The organism is Roseovarius mucosus, assembly GCF_002080415.1.
In the GTDB taxonomy this organism is placed as follows: domain Bacteria; phylum Pseudomonadota; class Alphaproteobacteria; order Rhodobacterales; family Rhodobacteraceae; genus Roseovarius; species Roseovarius mucosus_A.
The window spans coordinates 748,571-766,706 of record NZ_CP020474.1 but is presented as its reverse complement, the minus strand read 5'-3'; the positions used below and the strand labels follow the sequence as shown (position 1 = coordinate 766,706).

Annotated in this window: 20 protein-coding genes and 1 tRNA gene; 14 read left to right on the top strand and 7 right to left on the bottom strand. The window is 62.5% G+C overall.

Annotation, left to right across the window (positions count from 1 at the left end; genetic code table 11):
- Window positions 1-90 precede the first annotated feature (90 nt).
- A complete protein-coding gene (locus ROSMUCSMR3_RS03710) occupies window positions 91-1,518 on the top strand; it encodes an FAD-binding oxidoreductase (protein ID WP_081508544.1) in 1,428 nt (475 codons plus the stop codon).
- 1 nt (window position 1,519) lies between these two features.
- On the opposite strand, the gene hemC is transcribed toward ROSMUCSMR3_RS03710, so the two are convergent.
- Window positions 1,520-2,467, bottom strand: coding sequence for a hydroxymethylbilane synthase (gene hemC / locus ROSMUCSMR3_RS03705; protein ID WP_081506494.1), 948 nt, complete (start codon window positions 2,465-2,467; stop codon window positions 1,520-1,522).
- 94 nt (window positions 2,468-2,561) lie between these two features.
- On the opposite strand from hemC, the gene hemE reads away from it, so the two are divergent.
- Both hemE and dddP read left to right on the top strand, forming a co-directional pair.
- Window positions 2,562-3,596 carry a uroporphyrinogen decarboxylase gene (gene hemE / locus ROSMUCSMR3_RS03700; RefSeq protein WP_081506493.1) on the top strand — a complete coding sequence of 345 codons (1,035 nt, stop codon included), beginning with the start codon at window positions 2,562-2,564 and terminating at the stop codon, window positions 3,594-3,596.
- A gap of 249 nt (window positions 3,597-3,845) precedes the next feature.
- Window positions 3,846-5,189, top strand: coding sequence for a dimethylsulfonioproprionate lyase DddP (dddP, locus tag ROSMUCSMR3_RS03695; RefSeq protein ID WP_081506492.1), 1,344 nt, complete (start codon window positions 3,846-3,848; stop codon window positions 5,187-5,189).
- Here dddP and ROSMUCSMR3_RS03690 read toward each other — a convergent pair.
- Window positions 5,186-5,404 carry a hypothetical protein gene (locus ROSMUCSMR3_RS03690; protein WP_081506491.1) on the bottom strand — a complete coding sequence of 73 codons (219 nt, stop codon included), beginning with the start codon at window positions 5,402-5,404 and terminating at the stop codon, window positions 5,186-5,188. The genes dddP and ROSMUCSMR3_RS03690 overlap by 4 nt on opposite strands.
- An 80-nt stretch (window positions 5,405-5,484) precedes the next feature.
- A complete protein-coding gene (locus tag ROSMUCSMR3_RS03685) occupies window positions 5,485-6,219 on the bottom strand; it encodes a GGDEF domain-containing protein (protein WP_081506490.1) in 735 nt (244 codons plus the stop codon).
- Window positions 6,220-6,410: 191 nt separating this feature from the next.
- Here ROSMUCSMR3_RS03685 and ROSMUCSMR3_RS03680 point away from each other — a divergent pair, with 191 nt between their 5' ends.
- Window positions 6,411-7,631 (top strand): bifunctional alpha/beta hydrolase/OsmC family protein, encoded by a 1,221-nt coding sequence (locus ROSMUCSMR3_RS03680; RefSeq protein WP_081506489.1) that lies wholly within the window; start codon window positions 6,411-6,413, stop codon window positions 7,629-7,631.
- Window positions 7,632-7,722: 91 nt separating this feature from the next.
- Here ROSMUCSMR3_RS03680 and ROSMUCSMR3_RS03675 read toward each other — a convergent pair whose 3' ends face one another.
- Window positions 7,723-8,373: a ChrR family anti-sigma-E factor gene (locus tag ROSMUCSMR3_RS03675; RefSeq protein WP_081508543.1), complete on the bottom strand. Its 651-nt coding sequence runs from the start codon at window positions 8,371-8,373 to the stop codon at window positions 7,723-7,725.
- Between the two features lie 10 nt (window positions 8,374-8,383).
- On the bottom strand, window positions 8,384-8,977 hold the full coding sequence (locus ROSMUCSMR3_RS03670) for a sigma-70 family RNA polymerase sigma factor (RefSeq protein ID WP_198133606.1): 594 nt from the start codon (window positions 8,975-8,977) through the stop codon (window positions 8,384-8,386).
- Window positions 8,978-9,181: 204 nt separating this feature from the next.
- Here ROSMUCSMR3_RS03670 and ROSMUCSMR3_RS03665 point away from each other — a divergent pair, with 204 nt between their 5' ends.
- The 9 genes from ROSMUCSMR3_RS03665 to dapD all read left to right on the top strand — a co-directional run bounded on the left by ROSMUCSMR3_RS03665 (window position 9,182) and on the right by dapD (window position 16,469).
- On the top strand, window positions 9,182-10,480 hold the full coding sequence (locus ROSMUCSMR3_RS03665; protein ID WP_008282432.1) for an NAD(P)/FAD-dependent oxidoreductase: 1,299 nt from the start codon (window positions 9,182-9,184) through the stop codon (window positions 10,478-10,480).
- Window positions 10,477-11,232, top strand: coding sequence for a DUF1365 domain-containing protein (locus ROSMUCSMR3_RS03660; RefSeq protein WP_081506488.1), 756 nt, complete (start codon window positions 10,477-10,479; stop codon window positions 11,230-11,232). The genes ROSMUCSMR3_RS03665 and ROSMUCSMR3_RS03660 overlap by 4 nt, the downstream gene beginning before the upstream one ends.
- Complete coding sequence (locus ROSMUCSMR3_RS03655; RefSeq protein WP_081506487.1) at window positions 11,229-12,470, top strand: MFS transporter; 1,242 nt, start codon at window positions 11,229-11,231, stop codon at window positions 12,468-12,470. Before ROSMUCSMR3_RS03660 ends, ROSMUCSMR3_RS03655 begins: the two co-directional genes overlap by 4 nt.
- Window positions 12,471-12,474: 4 nt before the next feature.
- Complete coding sequence (locus ROSMUCSMR3_RS03650; protein ID WP_081506486.1) at window positions 12,475-13,035, top strand: DUF3833 family protein; 561 nt, start codon at window positions 12,475-12,477, stop codon at window positions 13,033-13,035.
- On the top strand, window positions 13,032-13,766 hold the full coding sequence (locus ROSMUCSMR3_RS03645) for an SDR family NAD(P)-dependent oxidoreductase (protein WP_081506485.1): 735 nt from the start codon (window positions 13,032-13,034) through the stop codon (window positions 13,764-13,766). Before ROSMUCSMR3_RS03650 ends, ROSMUCSMR3_RS03645 begins: the two co-directional genes overlap by 4 nt.
- A gap of 68 nt (window positions 13,767-13,834) precedes the next feature.
- Window positions 13,835-14,161, top strand: a complete 327-nt coding sequence (locus tag ROSMUCSMR3_RS03640; RefSeq protein ID WP_008282424.1) for a DUF3775 domain-containing protein — start codon at window positions 13,835-13,837, stop codon at window positions 14,159-14,161.
- Between the two features lie 151 nt (window positions 14,162-14,312).
- Window positions 14,313-14,516 (top strand): hypothetical protein, encoded by a 204-nt coding sequence (locus ROSMUCSMR3_RS03635; RefSeq protein ID WP_008282423.1) that lies wholly within the window; start codon window positions 14,313-14,315, stop codon window positions 14,514-14,516.
- Window positions 14,517-14,536: 20 nt separating this feature from the next.
- Window positions 14,537-15,520, top strand: a complete 984-nt coding sequence (locus ROSMUCSMR3_RS03630) for a DUF6976 family protein (protein ID WP_081506484.1) — start codon at window positions 14,537-14,539, stop codon at window positions 15,518-15,520.
- A gap of 121 nt (window positions 15,521-15,641) precedes the next feature.
- Complete coding sequence (gene dapD, locus ROSMUCSMR3_RS03625) at window positions 15,642-16,469, top strand: 2,3,4,5-tetrahydropyridine-2,6-dicarboxylate N-succinyltransferase (RefSeq protein WP_081506483.1); 828 nt, start codon at window positions 15,642-15,644, stop codon at window positions 16,467-16,469.
- Between the two features lie 354 nt (window positions 16,470-16,823).
- On the opposite strand, the gene ykgO is transcribed toward dapD, so the two are convergent.
- Both ykgO and ROSMUCSMR3_RS03615 read right to left on the bottom strand, forming a co-directional pair.
- Window positions 16,824-16,949, bottom strand: coding sequence for a type B 50S ribosomal protein L36 (gene ykgO / locus ROSMUCSMR3_RS03620; protein WP_008282420.1), 126 nt, complete (start codon window positions 16,947-16,949; stop codon window positions 16,824-16,826).
- Window positions 16,950-17,026: 77 nt separating this feature from the next.
- A tRNA-Val gene (locus ROSMUCSMR3_RS03615) sits at window positions 17,027-17,101 on the bottom strand.
- Between the two features lie 144 nt (window positions 17,102-17,245).
- Here ROSMUCSMR3_RS03615 and ROSMUCSMR3_RS03610 point away from each other — a divergent pair.
- Window positions 17,246-18,109 (top strand): N-formylglutamate amidohydrolase, encoded by an 864-nt coding sequence (locus ROSMUCSMR3_RS03610; protein ID WP_008282419.1) that lies wholly within the window; start codon window positions 17,246-17,248, stop codon window positions 18,107-18,109.
- Window positions 18,110-18,136 lie beyond the last annotated feature (27 nt).

Here is an 18,136-nt window from a genome sequence, read left to right as displayed (position 1 = left end):
AGGTAAGACAGCCCGCGCCAAGCGTCAAGGGCGAAAATGCCGGGATTGGCGCACTTGTAGAGGGGCGGTCTTTGTTTCATGATCCTTGCCATGACAGGTAGTAACCCCGCAATTCTGAACGAGATCACCGCGATTGTTGGCCCGGCGTATGTGGCAACCGGCGCAGAGGCCGCGCGGTGGTCGCAGGATTGGCCGGGGCTGACCCAGTGGAGCCCTCTGGCGGTGGTGCGGCCTGCCACGACGGGCGAGGTTGCGGCAGTGGTACGGCTGGCCAATGCGCGGCGCGTGCCGATTGTACCGGTGTCTGGCAATACCAACCTTGTCAAAGGAACGGTGGCAGACAGCGCGCTGATGCTGTCGTTGGACCGGATGTCGGCCATCCGCGAGATCCGTGCAGAGGCGCGCGTGGCGGTGGTGGAGGCCGGGGTGATCCTTGCGACGTTGCACGCGGCGGCGGCAGAGCAAGACCTGATTTTTCCGCTGAGTTTCGGGGCGCGCGGATCGGCGATGGTGGGCGGCGTGCTCTCGACCAATGCGGGCGGCTCGAATGTGCTGCGCTATGGCACTACACGCGATTTGTGTTTGGGACTGGAAGTGGTCACGCCCACTGGCGATGTGATGAATTTGATGAGTGCGCTCCACAAGAACAATTCGGGCTATGACCTGCGCCATCTGATGATCGGGGCCGAAGGCACGCTTGGAATTATCACGGCGGCGGTGCTGAAACTTTTTCCGCGCCCCAAGGCCTATGCGACGGCAATGGTGGCGGTGCCATCGGTTGGGGTGGCGTTGCGGCTGCTCAATCGGTTGCAAGATGAGACAGGCGGTGCGGTGGAGGCGTTTGAATATATGCCGCGGTCGTTTTTGGCGGCGCTGTTGCAGCGGTTTCCACAGATGCGACCGCCATTTGAAAAAGCCCATGATGTCAATGTCTTGGTCGAGTTAGGTGCGCGGGCGCCGCGGGATGTGACACCGGATGCCGCAGGGGCTGTGCCAATTTGCGCGCATCTCGAGGCGGTTCTGGCGGGGTTTTACGACGAAGGGCTGATTCTCGACGCGGTCGTAGCGCAGAGCGAGGCGCAGCGGGCGGAAATCTGGGCCCGGCGCGAGGCCTCGGCGCAGATCTTGCGGGTGCGCAAACCGGTGGTCGAGAATGACATCGCTGTTGCAACGGACCGGATGGAAGAGTTGATCGCGCGCATTGAGAGTGTGAGCAAAGCCCTTGATCCCAATATAGAAAACACTGGCGTGGCGCATCTGGGGGATGGCAATCTGCACTATGTCGGCTGGCCCTCGCGGGAGGATCCGGCGCTCTGCCGGGCGGTGCAAGAGGCGGTGGAGCGCGAAGTGATCGCCCTTGGCGGCAGTTTCTCGGCGGAACATGGCATTGGCCTGTCGAAACTGCCCGCAATGGCGGAGCACAAAGACCCCGCCGCCCTTGCAATGATGCGCGCAATCAAGGCGGCGGTGGATCCGAACGGGATCATGAATCCCGGAAAGTTAATTCCAGATCAATAGGTTAGCTGCGCCAATCAAAAAATCCCGAACCAGCCTGCGCAAGCAGTTTCGCGGCCATGGCGCGGCCAAGTTCGGCCCCATCCTCGATCGGGGCGGATTGATCGTCTGTCAGGCTCTCGCTGCCATCGGGGCGCAGGATTTCGCCGCGCAGGCGCAGGGTGGTGCCGTTGAGTTCTGCCAGACCGGCAATCGGCGTCTCGCAAGAACCATCAAGGGCAGCAAGAAAAGCCCGTTCTGAAACAAGGCGTTGGCCGGTTTCCTTGTGGTGAATGGCGGCCAGCATTTCGGCGGCGCGGGTATCATCGGCGCGGCGTTCGATGCCGATGGCACCCTGGGCCACAGCGGGCAACATCACGTCGGCGTCGATGGCGCAGGTGGCGACCTCGGAGCGGCCAAGACGGTTGAGCCCCGCCATGGCAAGGAACGTGCAGGCAGCCACACCATCCTCTAATTTCTTCAATCTTGTCTGCACGTTACCGCGAAATTCGACGACCTCGAGATGCGGGTAGGCGACCAAAACTTGGGCTTTGCGCCGCAAGGACGAGGTGCCGACGAGGGAGCCTGCAGGCAAATCGGCCAAAGAGGCCACGGTGGGCGACACAAATGCATCGCGCACGTCCTCTCGGGGCAGGTAGGTGTCGAGCAAGAGGCCTTCGGGTTGCAGGACGGGCATGTCCTTCATCGAGTGGACGGCGATGTCGATGTCGCCGGTCAGCATCGCCTGTTCAATCTCTCGGGTGAACAGCCCTTTGCCGCCGATCTCCTTCAAGGGGCGGTCGATGATCTGATCGCCCGTTGTTTTTATAACAACGATTTCAAAGGCTTCTTCCGGCAGGTCAAAGGCTGCGCCAAGACGCGCGCGCGTCTCGAAGGCCTGCGCAAGCGCCAAGGGCGATCCGCGGGTGCCGATCTTGAGCGGGTGGGACGGGGTGGGCAAATCACGTGTCATGGCGCAGGTTTAGACGTGACAAAGCGACGTGGCAAGCGCCTGACGCTTGACATCTGGAAGTGTCAAGGCGACCACAGGCAAAACGGAGGATAAGATGCCCGCGCAAAAGACCATTCTGAGAGCCCTCGCAGGGGAAACCCTGCCCACACCACCGATTTGGATGATGCGGCAGGCGGGACGCTATTTGCCAGAATATCGGGCGACACGGGAAGAGGCGGGCGATTTCCTTTCCTTGTGTTATAACAGTGACTTGGCGACCGAAGTTACCTTGCAGCCGATCCGCAGATACGGGTTTGATGCAGCGATCCTGTTTGCCGATATTCTGCTTTTGCCACAGGCGCTTGGGGCGGATTTGTGGTTTGTGACGGGGGAAGGGCCGCGGCTCTCGACGATCACGGATCGGGCGGGATTGGAAAAACTGAAGCCCGTGGCGGAAATTCACGAAACATTAAATCCTGTGTATCAGACTGTGCGCAACCTTGCCGGGGCCTTGCCGAAGGAAACGACGCTGATTGGATTCGCGGGCGCGCCCTGGACGGTGGCGACCTATATGATCGCCGGGCGCGGCACCCCGGATCAGGGGCCTGCCCATGCGCTGAAGGCTGAAAACAAAGAGGTTTTTGAGGGGATCATCGAGCGGTTGACCGAAGGCACGATTGAATATCTGTCGGCCCAGATTGAGGCTGGGGCGGAGGTGATCAAGCTCTTTGACAGTTGGGCCGGGTCGCTGAAAGGTGATGATTTCGAAAACTATGCGGTCGCACCGGCCAAGCGGATCATTTCCGAGTTGAAAGCGCGGCATCCGGGGATTCCGATCATCGCCTTCCCACGGGAAGCGGGCGATAACTATCGGGGATTCCACGCGAAAACCGGGGCAGATTGTGTTGCCGTGGATGATTCGGTGAGCGCTCAATGGGCGGCGGAGAATGTGCAAAAAGACGGCTGCGTTCAGGGGAATCTCAAGTCTTCCCATATGGTTACGGGGGGTGAGGCGCTGGTGCGTGAGACCCGTGCCATTGTCGATGCTTTTGCCAAGGGGCCGCATATTTTCAATCTTGGTCATGGCATCACGCCCGATGCGAACCCCGACAATGTGCAGCTGATGATCGACACGGTGCGGGGCGGCTGACCTTACAAAACGTAAGGTTTGCATGGCGATTTTGTAAGCTCGCGGGCGGCGCGCCGGTTTTTTCCGGCGCGTGAACCTGATGTTAACCTTTGCCCGGCAGGGTGGGTGCATGAGGCCGCAGAGGAGCACGCCATGCCGATAACCCACCGACCGCCCGGTTCCCGCACCAAATGCGACCATCGGCGATGTCGCCGCTGAGCGCGCCAAGGCGGGGGACCGGTCACAGTCTGAGGATCGGAGGACCTGCCGATGAACAGACATTACCGCGATACCCGCAAGATCGATCCAAGCCGTGGCCTGACGCTGGGCGATGGCACGCCCAATGACGCCGACCGGGTGGAGATTGGTCCCACACAGCTGGCTTACGGCGAATGGGCGGCGGCGGGGCTGGAGCTGCCGGACCTGCCGGCAATGCGGCAGTTTCGATGGAAGCGTCTGACGGCGGCGATTGGAGCGCGGGATTATGCGGGCCTTTTGATGTTCGATCCGCTCAATATCCGCTATGCGACCGACAGCACCAATATGCAGCTGTGGAACACGCATAACCCGTTTCGTGCCGTGCTGCTCTGTGCCGATGGCTATATGGTGATCTGGGATTATAAGAATTCGCCGTTCTTGTCGCGGTTCAATCCGCTGGTGCGCGAGGCGCGGTCGGGGGCGGACCTGTTCTATTTCGACCGGGGCGACAAGGTGGATGTGGCCGCTGATGTCTTTGCCCGCGATGTGGCGGCGCTGTTGGCGGAACATTGCCCCGGCAACCGGCGGCTGGCGGTGGATAAGGTGATGCTGCACGGGCTGCGCGCCTTGGAGGCGCAGGGGCTGACGATCATGGAAGGAGAGGAGGTTACGGAAAAGACCCGCGCCATCAAGGGACCCGACGAGATCAAGGCCATGCGCTGTGCGAGCCATGCCTGCGAGGCGGCGGTGGCGGAGATGGAGCGGTTTGTCCGCCGTGCGGTGCCGGGGGGCGGGGTCAGCGAGGATGACATCTGGGCGGTGCTGCATGCCGAGAATATCCGGCGTGGCGGTGAGTGGATCGAGACGCGCCTGTTGGCGAGTGGGCCGCGCACGAACCCGTGGTTTCAGGAATGTGGGCCGCGCATTGTGCAGAATAACGAGATCGTGGCCTTTGATACCGATCTGATAGGCAGTTACGGCATTTGTGTCGATATCAGCCGGACCTGGTGGATCGGCGATGCGCGCCCGCGCCCCGATATGGTGGCCGCCATGCAGCACGCGCATGAGCATATTCAGGCGAATATGGCGCTGCTGCGGCCCGGTGTGACGATCCCCGAGTTGATCGCGGGCTGTCACCGGCTGGAGGAGAAGTATCAGGCGCAGAAATACGGCTGCATGATGCATGGCGTGGGTCTGTGCGATGAGTGGCCGCTGGTTGCCTATGCAGATAAGGCGGTGGCGGGTGCGTTCGATTACGCGCTGGAGCCCGGTATGGTGCTTTGTGTCGAGGCGTTGGTGAGCGAGGCGGGCAATGATTTCTCGATCAAGCTGGAGGATCAGGTTCTCATCACCGAGACTGGTTATGAGAACCTGACGCGCTATCCGTTCGATGCGGCATTGATGGGGGCCGCTTAACGCGGCTGTCCCGCGCCTGTCCAATGCGAGCGCATGACATTGCCGTGCCAGTCCTCGGGTATGGGGGGCTGGGCCGTGGTGTGTTCGGCTGGTGGCGCGGGGGCCAGAGCGGCGACGACCAAGGCGGCAAGCAGCAGGGTCACGATGGGGGCAAGCGCGGGGGCTTGCGGGGAGCGGGCTGGAGCTTTGGCGCTGTGGCAGAGATCTTGGGGCATGGTCCGATCCTTTTGGTTGGATGGCCCGAAGGTAATTGCACCGTATGAATTCTTAAAACGAATTTATGAGTGATATTAAATCACGGATTGTGATGGATTTGGGTGGCCCCGGTCTGTCCGGGGCCTGCGTCAAGCGCCGGGTCGTGGAGGCAGGCGCGATCGCGCCCGGCGCCTTTGGCGCGGTAGAGGGCGCGGTCGGCCCGTTGCAGGCCCGCGTCGAGCGTGTCGCCCGGTAGGAGCGCCGCGACGCCGAAGCTGGCGGTGAGGGTCTGCGGGCCGGTGTCGAGAAAGACCGGGCCCTGCCGAATGCGGCGGGCCATGCGATTGGCGGCGCGCAGGGCATTGGCCGGGCTGGTCATCGGCATCAGGATCACGAATTCTTCGCCGCCCAAGCGTGCCACTAGATCGCCCGCGCGGCAATTTTCCCGCAGGAGCTGCGCAAAGTGGCGCAGGGCGAGATCGCCCGCCGCATGACCGTGGCAATCATTGAAGCGTTTGAAATGGTCGATATCGGCCACGATCACGGCGCAGGGGCGCGCGGTGTCGCCCGGCACGCCGGCACGCAGGCTGGCGCGGCTTCGTAGGCCCGTGAGGGAATCGTGGTGCAGCGCATGTTCGAGAGCCTGCGCGTGCCGCTGATTTGCCCGGAGACGCTGGCCCATGGCATAGGCGAGGGGGGCCGCGATCATCACGGCCGTGAGCGCGCCGGGAAGCAGGGCAAGATCCCGCAGCAGAGTGTCGACAATCAGCACGCCAAGGCAGATCAGCGCTGCGAAGCGCCGCACATCGCCCGCCGATTCGATCTGCCTGCGCATGGTCCCACCCTCCTCTGTGCATCCGAGGATCGCGCGCGCCGGTTAAGGAAGGGTTGGGGGCGGGCGGCGGAATAGGCCGGGTTTTAGGCAAATGCCACAATGTCTCACCTTCGCGTGACATTGGGCGTGGCGGGGTGGCGATCTGTAGTTCGGGTACATAGTCTGGCGAGGTAGCACGCAGAGGATGTGAGATGCCCACCGAACGCCTGACGTTTCCCGGCCATGCAGGCCATGATCTTGTGGCGCGGCTTGATCTGCCGGAGGGGCCACATCTGGCGACGGCGCTGTTTGCGCATTGTTTCACCTGTTCCAAGGATATCCCGGCCGCGCGGCGGATTGCGGCACGGCTGGCGGGGGCGGGAATCGCGGTGTTGCGGTTTGATTTCACGGGTCTGGGGCATTCGGGGGGCGAGTTCGAGAACACGTCTTTTACGTCGAATGTTGTGGATCTGGAGCGGGCGGCAGAGGCCTTGGCAAAGCGCGGCATGGCGGTGAATGTGCTGATCGGGCACAGTTTGGGCGGCGCGGCGGTTCTGGCCGCTGCGGGGCGGATCAAGAGCGCGCGGGCGGTTGTGACGATTGGCGCGCCCTATGATCCGGGCCATGTGACGCAGAATTTCGGGGATGCTTTGGAGCGGATCGAGGCTGAGGGTGTGGCTGAGGTGCGGCTGGGCGGGCGCGGTATTCGCATTGGGCGCGGCTTTGTCGAGGATGTGCGGGCCGAGGTGCTTGGCCCGAAGATCACGGGACTACGCAAGGCGCTGTTGGTGTTGCACGCGCCACGGGATGCGGTCGTGGGGATCGAGAATGCCTCAGAGATTTTCCGGGCGGCGAAGCATCCCAAGAGTTTTGTCACGCTGGATGGGGCGGATCATCTGATTTCCCGCGCGGGGGATGCCGAATATGCGGCGGATGTGATTGCTGCCTGGGTGCCGCGCTATCTGGATATGCGCGTGCCCGCGCCACCGCCCGGAGCCCCAGAAGGCGTGGTGCGGGTGAGTGAGGCAGATGCAGACGGGTTCTTGCAGGATGTCAACGCAGGCCCCGCGCATCATGTGCTGGCCGATGAGCCGGTGGCCTATGGCGGCACGGATCGGGGCATGTCGCCTTATGGGTTTCTGGCGGCGGGGCTTGGGTCTTGTACCTCGATGACGATCCGGATGTATGCGCGGCGCAAGGGCTGGCTGCTGGATCATGTGAGTGTCGATGTCTGCCATGACAAGGTGCATGCGCAGGATGCGGATGCGCGGGGCGAGGCCAAGGTGGATGTCTTTACGCGGGTGATCCGGCTGGAAGGGGATCTGAGCGCGGCGCAACGCGAGAAGTTGCGCGAGATCGCGGATAAATGCCCGGTGCATCGTACGTTGGAGAAATCATCGCGCGTCGAGACGCGGGTGGTTGAGATCGGCTGAGACGCGCGCCCGTCGGTGTGGGCGAGATGGTCTGGCCTGTCACCTGTGGCCCCGCGCCCGATTGGCACGGGGAGGGGCGACAGGCGCAGGGTCAAATCCGCAGGAACGGTTGCGCGATGCGCGGCATCAGGGCGCGGAAGCGCAGGGGCGCGTCGGTGGCGGCCAAGCAGATGCAGTCAGCGCCAATTTCGGCGACAGGGGTGTGATCGAGATCCTCATTGGCGACCTCGATGTCACCGGGGCCGAAGCGCGCGACCTGATCGCAGAACGCCCCTTGCAACACCAGTGTCAATTCGGTGCCGCGATGCCCGTGGTCGGGCACGGCCGCACCTGCGGGGATATAGAGCAGCCGGGCGGTCGCCGCGCGAGAGGTGGGCAGGATCGCCTGTTTCACGCCCATGCCGACAGGCCGCCAGCGGACCGCAGCCAGATCGCCGCCGACGTAATCGCGTAGCGGCGCGGGAAAAATCCCTGTGCGCTGGGCTGGTGCCTCGCGCTGCGGTTTGCCGGCGCGGATGAGTGCGATTGTCGCGGCAAGACTATCCTGCGCCATCTCGGCTGTTTGCGTCTCTTCAATCATCGCGCCGCCCACGGCATCAAAGGCCGCCGCGCGCGCACGACACTCGTCGCACATCGACAGATGGGTGGCCACCGTGAGATTGAACGCCTCGGGCAGGCTGCCTGCCGAATAGGCCATCAAGAGGGCGTCGGTCAGGTGGTGGGTGATCTGATTTCTGGTCATGGCATACACTTTACTTCATTGCGTGGCGCAGTCGATCGAGCGCCAGTCTGATGCGAGATTTGATCGTTCCAAGCGGCAGGCCGGTATCGGCGGCAATCTCGGAATGGCTGAGATCGCCAAAATAAGCCTTTTCGATCAATTCCCTTTGTTTCGCGGGCAGGGCGGCAATCGCGCGCCCCAGTTGGTCGCTTTCCTGTTGCAGGGCGAGCACGTCGGCCTGATCGGGTTCTGGGTCTTGGCCCCAAGGCAAATCCTCGGGTTCGGGTCGTCTTTGCTTGCGCAGCGCATCAATTTTGCGGTTCCGCGCGATGGTGAAAATCCAAGTTGCGGCAGAGGCGCGGGTCGGATCGAAGAGATGCGCCTTTTGCCAGAGCGTCGACATGACCTCTTGGGTGCATTCCTCGGCCAGCGTCGCATCTGCGCCGGAGCGCATCAGAAACGCCTTCACCCTTGGGGCGAAATGGGCAAAAAGCCGGGCAAATGCCGCCTCGTCCCCGTGATCGCGAATGGCCGCGATACAGGCCACCCAATCGGTATTCTCAGTCTCTCGTGCCGTAGTCACCTGTGCCGGTCCCGCCCGTTTGCCCGTTGTCACGCGCCTCATAGCACGGGCGACAGGCACCGGCGAGGGGGCTGGGTCACAGAGGAGGGTGGCATCATTCAACATAGACGAGTTACGCGACGCAGGTCATGGTGGATCACCGGGCGCGCGAAAAAAACGCGAAGGGCAGACAAAAACAATCTAATCCGTTTGCGGTGCCGGTCCGTAAACAGGATTGTAATAAGAAAATGACAGGTGACACGCCCAATGCCCTTCGAGACCAGCGCAACCGCGCGCAAGACAATTGCCGTGATCGGCGCAGGCATATCGGGAATGGGGGCGGCAGAGCGTCTGGCGGACAGGCACCGGGTGGTGCTGTTTGAGGCAGAGCCCCGTTTGGGGGGGCATGCGCGAACGATCCTGGCGGGACAGCGCGGAGATCAGCCAGTTGATACCGGCTTTATCGTGTTCAACTATGCGACCTATCCGCATCTAAGCGCGCTTTTTGAGCGGTTGGATGTGGCCGTGACCCCGAGCACGATGAGCTTTGGCGCGTCCTTCCGGGGGGGCGCGTTGGAATATGGTCTGCAAGGGTCGGGGGCGTATTTTGCGCAGCGGCGCAATCTGGCGAACCCGGCGCATTGGATGATGTTGCGTGATATTTTCCGGTTCAATGCCGGGGCGCTGGAGGCGTGCAGCGAACCGGGTTTGACGATGGCCGGTCTGATTGACAAGATGAAGCTGGGCCGGGCGTTTCGCGACTATTACCTGACGCCATTTTCCGGGGCGATCTGGTCGATGCCGGTAGAGCAGGTGTTGCAATTTCCGGCGCAGGCGCTGGTGACATTCTTCAAGCAGCATGGGTTGCTTGGATATAGTGAGCAACATCAATGGTATACGGTTGTTGGCGGATCGGTGGCCTATGTGCGCCGGTTGGAACAATCGCTGCGCGCAAAAGGGGCCGAGATCCGGTTGGGTGCGCCGGTGGCGGGTATTCGGCGTCTGGCCGAGGGCGTTGAGGTCCGGGCCGAGGGCGGCGCGTGGGAGCGGTTCGACGAGGTGGTCATTGCCGCGCATAGTGATGACGCGTTGCGGCTCTTGTCGGATGCGGATGAGATCGAGCGCGGTGATCTGGGGGCGATTGCCTATCAGCCCAATGACATCGTGCTGCATGCCGACACCAGCGTGATGCCGCGTCGGCGGGCGGTCTGGTCGTCGTGGAATTACACCGAGGCAAAGGTGAAGCGGGTGGGGCAGATTGATCTGACCTATTGGATGAACAGCCTGCAACCGATCCCCGAGAATGATCCGCATTTCGTGACGCTGAACACCACACGGCCCATTCGGGACGACTTGATCTATGATCAGGTGACGCTGCGCCATCCGGTCTATGATCTGGAGGCGGTCGCGGCGCAATCCCGGGTTCGGGCGGGCAACGGGCGGCGGAATACATGGTTTTGCGGTGCGTGGATGCGACACGGGTTTCACGAAGATGGGCTGTCGAGCGGGTTGGAAGTGGCTGAGGCGCTCTGTGCGTCGCTGCCGCAGGCCGTGGCGGCGGCGTGAGCCGGGTCGATCATATCGCGGGCCACACCTGGCATGGGCGCAAGGGCGGGATTGAAAACGCCTTTCGCTATGGGATTGACTATGTGCTGTTGGATGCCGAGGCAGAGGTAAGCGCGCCGCGTCTTTTTGGGCGCAATCGGGGCGGGTTGGCCTCGGTCTGGGACAAGGATCATGGCGGCGTGCCGGGACAGGGGCGCGGGGCGGCGTGGGTGCGCGCGGTGCTGGCCGAGCGGCAGATTGCCCCGCCCGCGCGGATCGAGCTTTTGGCGCAGCCGCGTATGTTGGGGCATGTGTTCAACCCGGTGAGTTTCTGGATTTGCCGTGATGCGGCGGGTCAGGTGCCGGTCATCATTGCCGAGGTGACGAATACCTATGGCGATCGCCATTCCTATCTGTGTCATCGCGATGATATGGGGCCGATCACCGCAGAGGACCGTATCCGTGCGCGCAAGATTTTCTATGTTTCGCCCTTTCTGAAGATCGAGGGCGGTTATGAATTCCGCTTTGATCTGCGAGAGGATCGGGTTGGGATCTGGATTGATTTCAGCGGCGGCCATGGCGGGGTGATTGCCACGCTGGTGGGGGCGCGCAAGCCGCTGACCACGGGCGGGCTGGTGCGTGCCATGCTGCGGCGTCCCTTTGGATCGCGGCGGGTGCTGGGCCTGATCCATTGGCAGGCGCTCAAGCTTTGGTGGAAGGGGGCGCGGTTTCAGAGCCGTCCGGTGCCGCCCGCCGATGAGGTGAGCCGATGAGCGCGGTTCTGGCGGGGAGCGTGGCGCAGGCAGCGCCGCGCCTGCCGGGTTATGCGCTCTTTGGGGCGCTTTTGGCGGCGGCGGGATTGCCGCTCTATATCCATGCGCCGAAATTCTATGTGGATGAATATGGCGTATCGCTCGGGGCTTTGGGGGCGGTGCTGTTTGCGCTGCGGCTGATCGATGTGGTGCAGGATCCGGCGCTGGGGCGTTTGGCCGAGCGGTTGCGCGCGCATCGTGCGGTGAGCATTTGGATTGCGGTGGCGGTGATGGCGGCGGCGATGCTGGGGCTATTTGCCGTGGTGCCGCCCATCGCGCCGCTTTGGTGGTTTGCGGCGATGCTGGTGCTGGTGTTTTCGGCCTTCAGCTATCTGACCATCTGCTTTTACGCGCAGGGTGTGGCGACGGCAGCGGCCTTGCCGGGGCAGGGGCATTTGCGGCTGGCGCGGTGGCGGGAAACCGGCGCTTTGTTGGGGATATGCGCGGCGGCGGTGGCACCGCTGGTGTTGGGCGGGTTTGGCGGCTTTGCCCTCAGCTTTGCGATTTTGTCGGGGCTGGCGGCGTTGGCGATGGTCGGGCAATGGCAGGATCGCGGAGGGGTGCCGGGAACCGGCTTTGGCCCGGTGCTGCGGGATGCTGTGGCGCGGCGGTTGCTGATGGTGGCGATGGTCAACGCAGCCCCTGTGGCTGTGAGTTCGACGCTGTTTTTGTTTTTCGTGGAGAGCCGGTTGCAGGCACCGGGATGGGAGGGGGCATTTCTGTTGCTCTTTTTCCTGTCGGCGGCGGCGGCGGCCCCGGTTTGGGGCGCCTTGGCCGAGCGGTTTGGGGCCAAGCGGATGCTCTTGGCGGGAATGATGCTGTCGATTGCTGCCTTTGCCGGGGCGATTCTGCTGGGGGCGGGCGATCTTTGGGCCTTTGGACTGATCTGCGTTGCCTCTGGCGCGGCGATGGGGGCGGATATGACGCTTTTGCCGGCGCTGTTCGCACGGCGGATGGCGCAGGTGTCGCCGGGGGCGGCGGAGGGGTTTGGCCTCTGGTCGTTCGTGTCGAAATTCACGCTGGCGCTGGCGGCAGTGGCGCTGTTGCCGCTGCTTGAGGCGGGCGGCTTTGCTGCCGGGCAGAATAATGATGCGGCGGCGCTGACTTTGCTGAGCCTACTTTACGGGGCAGTGCCCTGTGTCTTGAAACTTTTGGCCATTGCGCTCTTGGCCCGAACACCGATTGAGGAAAGGAGCTGATCTGATGGACGCTTTGGGATGGACCCTATTGGGGGCGGTCGCGATGCTGGTGCTTGTGCTGCTTAAGGAGCGGTTTGCGGGCTTTGGCGCGCAGGTGCCGCAGGATTACGCAGGCCAAGGGCCGCAATTCGATCTGCGCGAGCATCTGAACGGTGCGATCAAATGCGAGGGGGTGATTTACGGACCTCTGGGGCGGGTTGCGTCGCGGTTTACTGGCGATTTCGAGGCCAGTTGGCAGGGCAATCGCGGCGTGATGCGGGAGCATTTCGAGTATGACAGCGGCAATGCGCAGGACCGCGAATGGCAGCTTGAGTTGGGCAATGACGGATCAATCCGGGCCGAAGCCGACGATTTGGTGGGCACCGGAACGGGGCAGCAGATGGGGGCTGCGGCGCGGCTTTGCTATCGCATCCGCCTGCCGAAAGAGGCGGGCGGCCATGTTCTGAGCGTCACCGACTGGATGTATCTTGCCCCTAACGGCGTGGTGGTCAATCGCAGCCAATTCCGCAAGTTCGGGATCAAGGTGGCGGAATTGGTGGCGGTGATGCGGCGGGTCGAGGCATGATGGATTGGCGCGGCAAACGCTATTGGCTGGTGGGCGCGAGCGAGGGTCTGGGTGCGGCACTGGCGCAGAAGATCAGCGCTGCCGGGGCAGAGGTGATCGTGTCAGCCCGGAGTGCCGAGCGGTTGCAGGAGGTTGTTGCCAGCCTGCCGGGGCGGGCCAGTGCGGTGCCGGTCGATGTGAGCGACAGTGCCAGCGTGGCAGAGGCGGCGCGCGCGGTGGGGCCGGTTGACGGGTTGGTGTGGCTGGCCGGGGTCTATTGGCCGATGCCCGCGACCGAGTGGAAGCCCGAGGAAGCGGTTGCCATGGCGGATGTGAATTTCACCGGTGCGGTGCGGGTGATTGGCGCGGTCTTGCCCGATATGGTGGCCCGGGACGCGGGCCATGTGGTGCTGACCGGCTCGCTTTCCGGGTTTCGTGGCTTGCCGGGGGCGATTGGCTATGCCGCGTCCAAGGCGGGGATCATGTCCCTGGCGGAATCGATGCGCGCTGATCTGTGGCGGACGGGGGTGCGGGTGCAACTGGCCAATCCCGGTTTCATCAAGACGCGGTTGACGGATAAGAACGCCTTTCGCATGCCCTTTATCATGACGCCCGAGGCGGCGGCGCAAGAGATGTTCGAATTGATGTGTGATGAGGCGGCATTTCAGCGGCATTTTCCACGGTTGTTCAGCTATCTCTTTCGTTTGTCACGGTTTTTGCCGGATTGGGCCTATTACCGTCTGTTTGCGTAAGATCAAGGACGGGTGGCTGTGTGACCGTCATTCCTGTGCTAGGATAGGTGCGACAGGAGGGCGGGAGAATGCTGGACATCACGGTACACAAGATTGCGCAGGTGGTGCTGATGGCGCGCGAATTGGAGCGCGCCGAGGGCGAGTTGCGTGCGTTTATCGACCGGCTGAGCGAAGAAGAACAGGCAAGTCTGGTGGCGGTCATGTGGATCGGGCGCGGCAGTTTCGAGGCCGAGGAATTGGCTGAGGCCAAGCGCACCGCCTATGAAGAGGCAACCACGCCCTGTGCCGATTACCTGCTTGGGACGCCGCATTTGTCGGATCATCTGGAAAACGGGCTGGATGCGCTGGGCCTGTCGGCATCGGATGACGAGGATGAATTGATCCGGGGCGGTTGAGTGATCCTGCCCTTGCGCGTGGTGGTCTAAGATCTGCCACGCTGTCCTTTGTTGGGGGTGAATTGCGGCCCTGACGACCTGTGCGCCGTGCAATTTGGCGCAGTTTTTGCAGCGCTCTCCTGTGTCGATCATCGGATAAGGAGGGCACTAAGTGATACTTTCGGAAACTGACCTGACCCGGGCCATAAAAGGGACCACGGACCTGGCTGCCGCATCGCTGGCCACCCGCATTGTTTTGAATCGTCTTCGTGTGCAGGCGCGCACAGAGCCCGCTAAGCTAAGCGGTCTCGTTGCAGAATTGCGTGCGTTTGTCGCCAAAAATTCTGATGCCGCCGCTGAGCTGGCAAAACTCTGACCTATTGCGAAGGAAACCCCATGAAGAACGAATTTCTAACCCCCCAAGAGGCGGCGGAACGGATTGAGGCCGGCGCGGTCATGTCGATTGCCGGTGCGCCAGAGTTGTTGAGCACTTTGCCCAAGGGCAATTGGATCGGCGGCAGCACCGTCTATTTCATGACGAAAACCGGGGGCAAGGTGGATCGTGAGCACCTGTTCTGCACCACCTTTCCAGAGGGAAGCCACGCCTCTGCACGGTATCTGGCCACGGCGGACCTTGCCAACTTGGCACAAGGCTATGAGGCCGGTGGCGTTACTCTGGTGATCATTCCGGCGTTTTCCGAGGCGCATGCCCGGTTTGCCGAGGATGGTGCAGGCTATGCCGATCTGTTTGATCAGCCGCTGTTGGGCTGGATCAGTGGTGTGCATCTGGACGAGATTGGTAAAGTGACGCCCTCTGTTTTTGACGGAGCGCAGGGTGCCAAGCACGAGGACGGGGCCGTTCTTTTGCATGTTTCCGTGCCTGAGGGGATGCGACCGAGCCTTGATATCGTGAATATCTTCAAGCAAGGCGACGATGCCGAGCTTGTGTTCTCGTTTCCCGAGGCGGGATTTTCGGCGCATAAAGCCATCGTGAACGGCCAAGAGATTGGGTTTGCCCGCTATGTCACGGACAAGGGTATCGACACCAAATTGCCGCTGGTGGCCAATTATGCGGGCGCGCTGATCAATGTGTCGTTCCAGTCGGTTGATCCGGATGCGGGCGAAGTGGCCTTTTACGCGCCAGTCTTTCCGGGTGTGGAATATCGTCTGGCGGCCGCGCAAGAGGATTATGCCAAGACCTTTGCCACGCAGGTCGGGTCCGCAGGTGAGGGCAGCTATTCGTGCAACTGCATTCTCAACTACGTTTACGGTGATATGGAGGGCAAGCTGACGGCGGGCTTTACCGGGCCGGTGACCTTTGGCGAGATTGCTTATGTTCTGTTGAACCAGACGCTGGTCAAGCTGGATCTTGCCGCCTGAGGCGGCGCTAGGGGTGGCCTTGGGGCCGCCCCGACCATGGCACGACGGGGCGGGTCTCTTGCATTGTATGCGCGCGCGCATTTGGCTATAGCCGCGAGGGACAATTGCAACCGGAGGCCCCATGTCAAACGCAGCCCTAGAATCCGCAATCGAAGCCGCCTGGGAGGCGCGCGACACGATCACCTCTGCAACAGGCGGAGAGACCCGCGAGGCGATCGAGGCCACGCTGGCAGCGCTTGATAGCGGCAGCATGCGGGTGGCGGAGCGGCAGGCGGATGGCCAATGGCATGTGAACCAATGGGCCAAGAAGGCGGTGCTTTTGGGGTTCCGCATCAAGGATATGGAAATCCACGCTGGCGGGCCGCAGGGCGCGGGCTGGTGGGACAAGGTGGACAGCAAGTTCAAGGGCTGGGGCGATGCCGAGTGGCGTGAGGCCGGGTTTCGGGCCGTGCCCAACTGTGTTGTGCGCAAATCGGCCTATATCGCGCCGGGCGTCGTTTTGATGCCGTCCTTTGTCAATCTTGGGGCCTATGTGGACAGTGGCACGATGGTGGATACCTGGGCCACGGTGGGATCTTGCGCGCAGATTGGTAAGAACGTGCATCTTTCCGGCGGTGTTGGCATTGGCGGCGTATTGGAGCCGATGCAGGCGGGGCCGACGATCATCGAGGACAATTGTTTTATCGGTGCGCGGTCCGAGGTGGTCGAGGGCTGTATCGTGCGCGAGGGTTCGGTTCTGGGGATGGGGGTTTTCATCGGGAAATCCACCAAGATCGTCGACCGCGAGACCGGCGAGGTCATGTATGGCGAAGTGCCGCCCTATTCGGTGGTGGTCGCAGGAAGCATGCCGTCGAAGAACGGCATCAACCTATACTGTGCCGTGATCGTCAAGCGGGTGGATGCGCAGACGCGTTCCAAGACGGGAATCAACGAGTTGCTGAGGGATTGAGAGGGCAGGCGCAAGGGGCGTGTCCTCTGCGCCAAATATTCTTTGCGCGGAATCAAGGTGCCGCAGGCACCGCCGCGCAGCGCCCGTCCGCCCCGTCGCACCGTAGGTGCGCCGCTTTCTCTCGGCACGCCTCTGGCGTGACGGGCGGGCGCTTTTGCAACGGCCCATCTCATTGAAAACGCGAAAGACTTCTCAGGCATAAAGTGCCGATCACGTCTGTTGCTGCGCCCACCCGGCGGACGGGCACCGCGCGGCTTGTTTCGCGAGGCAAGCTAGGCAAAGAGCCATCCCCCAAAGAAAAACCCCGCCGGTTGGGCGGGGTTTTGATCCTTCAGCCTTAGGGCTGATCGCGGCTCAGCCCTGACGGGCTTTGAAACGCGGCTGGGTCTTGTTGATCACGTAGACGCGGCCTTTGCGGCGCACGACGCGGCAATCCCGATGCCGGTTCTTGAGCGAGCGGAGCGAATTACGAACCTTCATGGTCGTCTCCTCGGTTGTCGCGGCGCGGGCCAGCGCCTGGGGTTGCGGGCGTCCCGGTGGGCGGGACAGTGAATTCATGGTGGGCGATACAAGGTTCGAACTTGTGACCCCTTCGATGTCAACGAAGTGCTCTACCACTGAGCTAATCGCCCATGAATGCCAGCCGATCGCCTGCCCCAAAAAGAGGGGCGCGGAAATCCGCGCCGGTTCGGTGGTCTATAAAAGGAGTCGGAGAGGGGATCAAGGGCTTTTAGAAGCTCAATTTCAGTCTATTATCGCCTGAGAGAGGAACATCAATGCCCAAGGTCGCTTATCACCTCACGCATCCCGAACGGCGCACCACGGCGGTGGTGTTCGCCTCGCCCCATAGTGGGCGGGATTACCCCTGGACCTTCCTGCGGCGCACCACGCTGAATGAGCATTCGGTGCGCTCGTCCGAGGATGCTTTTGTCGATCAGTTGTTCGACAGCGCCCCGCTCTATGGGGCACCTTTGATCAAGGCGGGGGCACCGCGCGCCTATGTCGATCTGAACCGCAGTGCTGATGAATTGGACCCGGCGCTGATCGAGGGCGTGGCGCGGCAGGGGCATAATCCGCGTGTGGCCTCTGGTCTTGGGGTCATTCCACGTGTGGTGGCGAATGGGCAGGCGATCTATGCGGGCAAGCTGAGCATGGCCGAGGCCGAGCACCGGATCGAGAGCTATTGGCGGCCCTATCACACGGCGTTGCAAGGGCAGTTGGATCAAGCGCATCTGATGTTCGGGCAGTCGATCCTGATTGATTGTCATTCGATGCCGCATGAGGCGATGGACGCGGTGGCGCGGCGGGGCGTGCGGCGGCCCGAGATCGTTTTGGGGGATCGGTTCGGGGCGGCGGCGGATGGCGCGGTGGTCGAGCGGATCGAGGCGGCCTTTGCCCGCGCAGGTCTGGTGGTGACGCGCAACACACCTTTTGCCGGGGCCTATATCACGCAAGCCTATGGTCGCCCTGCGCGCGGGCGGCATGCGGTGCAGGTAGAGATTGACCGCGCGCTTTATATGAATGAGCGGCTTATTCGGCCCAATGGCAATTTCGAAGCGTTCCGGACGCTGCTGTCGGGCGTGATCCGCGAGATCGCCGAGATCGGGCGCGCGGAGGCGCGGCCCTTGGCGGCGGAGTAGAGGGCAGGCACCTGTGGTGCCGCGCGG